Genomic DNA, 3458 nt, shown 5'->3' on the forward strand with positions numbered 1-3458 from the left:
GGATTGGTTTCGACCAATTCTGAAAGCTCGAGGTCGGTTCAATCACTTAATCTGGCTGAGATTAATCATCCACACCAAGAGACTATGCAGCGTTGCTCTGCCGAGTTTTGGTTTATCCGTTTGGATAAGCCCAGCGTTGTCATTGGTGGTGTGGACTCTCAAGCGTGAGGTAAGGGCAATTCGTGGATGCCTTGGCATGTACAGGCGATGAAGGACGTGGCACGCTGCGATAAGCTGCGGTGAGGTGTGAGCAACCTTTGACCCGCAGATTTCCGAATGGGGAAACCCACCTATCCCGATTATTCTTTCCGTGTGCGAACACGGTGAGAGTAATCAGGAAGAAGGTATCATGAGACTGAATAAAATAGGTTTCGTGAAGCGAACCCGGGGAACTGAAACATCTCAGTACCTGGAGGAAAAGACATCAACCGAGATTCCGTTAGTAGTGGCGAGCGAACGCGGACCAGGCCAGTGCCTGAAGTTCAACTAGCAGAACGATCTGGAAAGTTCGGCCGTAGCGGGTGACAGCCCCGTATGCGAAAGTGAGACTTCAGGACTCGAGTAGGGCGGGACACGTGTAATCCTGTCTGAACATGGGGGGACCACCCTCCAAGCCTAAATACTCGTACATGACCGATAGCGAACTAGTACCGTGAGGGAAAGGTGAAAAGCACCCCGATGAGGGGAGTGAAACAGTACCTGAAACGGATTGCCTACAAGCAGTCGGAGGCTCTTTATGGGCTGACGGCGTACCTCTTGCATAATGGGTCTGTGACTTAATGTACCAAGCAAGCTTAAGCCGATAGGTGTAGGCGCAGCGAAAGCGAGTCTGAATAGGGCGATTTAGTTTGGTGTATTAGACCCGAAACCCGGCGATCTAGGCATGACCAGGATGAAGGTGGGGTAACACCCACTGGAGGTCCGAACCGATTAACGTTGAAAAGTTACCGGATGAGTTGTGTTTAGGGGTGAAAGGCCAATCAAGCCGGGAAATAGCTGGTTCTCCGCGAAAACTATTGAGGTAGTGCCTCGGATGAACACCCTAGGGGGTAGAGCACTGGATGGATGCGGGGGTCGCGAGATCTACCAATTCTAACCAAACTCCGAATACCTAGGAGTGATATCCGGGAGACAGACGGCGGGTGCTAAGGTCCGTCGTCAAAAGGGAAACAGCCCTGACCTACAGCTAAGGTCCCCAAGTCACGTCTAAGTGGGAAAGCATGTGGGAATCCCAAAACAACCAGGAGGTTGGCTTAGAAGCAGCCATCCTTTAAAGAAAGCGTAACAGCTCACTGGTCTAAACAAGGGTTCCTGCGGCGAAGATGTAACGGGGCTCAAGACGTGCACCGAAGCTTAGGGTGTGTCGCAAGACACGCGGTAGCGGAGCGTTCCGTAAGCCTGCGAAGCGATCTGGTAATGGGTCGTGGAGGTATCGGAAGTGCGAATGCAGACATGAGTAGCGATAAAGAGGGTGAGATGCCCTCTCGCCGAAAGACCAAGGGTTCCTGCGCAAGGCTAATCCGCGCAGGGTGAGCCGGCCCCTAAGACGAGCCCGAAGGGGGTAGTCGATGGGAATGCGGTTAATATTCCGCAGCCTGGTGGTGTGTGACGGATGGTGTAAGTTGTACGTCCTTATCGGATTGGACGTGCTTCGAAACTGTCCCGGGAAATAGCCCCACCGTATAGACCGTACCCGAAACCGACACAGGTGGTCAGGTAGAGTATACCAAGGCGCTTGAGAGAAGTGTCCTGAAGGAACTCGGCAAATTGCCTCCGTACCTTCGGAAGAAGGAGGCCCTGGTCTTGCGCAAGCAGGATCAGGGGGCACAGGCCAGGGGGTAGCGACTGTTTAGCAAAAACACAGGGCTCTGCTAAGTCGGCTTCAAGACGACGTATAGGGTCTGACGCCTGCCCGGTGCCTGAAGGTTAAGTGGAGGGGTGCAAGCTCCGAAATGAAGCCCAGGTAAACGGCGGCCGTAACTATAACGGTCCTAAGGTAGCGAAATTCCTTGTCGGGTAAGTTCCGACCTGCACGAATGGCGTAACGACTTCCCCACTGTCTCCAGGACATGCTCAGCGAAATTGAATTCTCCGTGAAGATGCGGAGTACCCGCGGTTAGACGGAAAGACCCCGTGCACCTTTACTGCAGCTTCAGAGTGGCATTAGGAAATAACTGTGTAGCATAGGTGGGAGGCTTTGAAGCATTGTCGCCAGATGATGTGGAGCCATAGGTGAAATACCACCCTGTTGTTTTCTGATGTCTAACCTCGTTCCGTGAAGCCGGAACAGGGACCCTCTGTGGCGGGTAGTTTGACTGGGGCGGTCGCCTCCTAAAGAGTAACGGAGGCGCGCGAAGGTTGGCTCAGGCCGGTTGGAAACCGGCTGTTAGAGTGCAATGGCATAAGCCAGCCTGACTGCGAGACTGACAAGTCGAGCAGAGACGAAAGTCGGTCATAGTGATCCGGTGGTCCCTCGTGGAAGGGCCATCGCTCAACGGATAAAAGGTACGCCGGGGATAACAGGCTGATAACCCCCAAGAGCTCATATCGACGGGGTTGTTTGGCACCTCGATGTCGGCTCATCACATCCTGGGGCTGGAGCAGGTCCCAAGGGTTTGGCTGTTCGCCAATTAAAGTGGTACGTGAGCTGGGTTCAGAACGTCGCGAGACAGTTTGGTCCCTATCTGCCGTGGGCGTCGAAATTTGAGAGGAGTTGACCCTAGTACGAGAGGACCGGGTTGAACGTACCTCTGGTGTACCTGTCGTCGTGCCAACGGCGCAGCAGGGTAGCTATGTACGGACGGGATAACCGCTGAAAGCATCTAAGCGGGAAGCCTCCCTCGAGATAAGATTTCTTAGGACGGTGAAAGACCATCACCTTGATAGATCGGATGTGGAAGCGCGGTAACGCGTGGAGCTAACCGATACTAATTGTCCTAGTCGCGCTTGAGAGTCCCACCATCAATGTCAGCCCTGGGCTGCACATGGCGGTGGATGATCATCCAGCCGGTGCATCGATTTTAATACCCAAACCTTCTCACGAACGCTCACCTGCTTCATTGCCTGGTGGCCATAGCGTCGGTGTCCCACCCGATCCCATCCCGAACTCGGACGTGAAACCCGACTGCGCCGATGGTACTATCGCCTAAGCGATGGAAGAGTAGGTCGTCGCCAGGCATTGCAGCCGGTGAGCAATCGCGAAGAAGAGCACGGTAAACCCATTCACATTCCAAGGCCCCCGCGTGGGCGCATGACGCCTCCGCTCCGACGGAGGCGTTCGCGTCTCTGCCTCAGGCCAAGGACAAAGGGGTCTTCAAGACCCCATTCGGTGACGCGGGGTGGAGCAGCCCGGTAGCTCGTCAGGCTCATAACCTGAAGGTCACAGGTTCAAATCCTGTCCCCGCAACCATCGATCCCATAACTACCCCCGCCGTACCCACGGCGGGGGTTGTTGCGTT

At 54.6% G+C, this 3458-nt stretch carries 1 tRNA gene and 2 rRNA genes; all 3 read left to right on the plus strand.

Annotated elements, in window-relative coordinates:
- The first annotated feature begins 159 nt into the window (after nt 1-159).
- The 3 genes from NED98_RS23010 to NED98_RS23020 all read left to right on the plus strand — a co-directional run bounded on the left by NED98_RS23010 (nt 160) and on the right by NED98_RS23020 (nt 3409).
- Nucleotides 160-2951 (plus strand): 23S ribosomal RNA (locus NED98_RS23010).
- 111 nt (nt 2952-3062) lie between these two features.
- A 5S ribosomal RNA gene (rrf, locus tag NED98_RS23015) occupies nt 3063-3177 on the plus strand.
- 155 nt (nt 3178-3332) lie between these two features.
- Nucleotides 3333-3409 (plus strand) — tRNA-Met (locus tag NED98_RS23020).
- The last annotated feature ends 49 nt before the right edge of the window (nt 3410-3458 follow it).

Source organism: Sphingomonas lycopersici (genome assembly GCF_026130605.1).
Taxonomy (GTDB): domain Bacteria; phylum Pseudomonadota; class Alphaproteobacteria; order Sphingomonadales; family Sphingomonadaceae; genus Sphingomonas; species Sphingomonas lycopersici.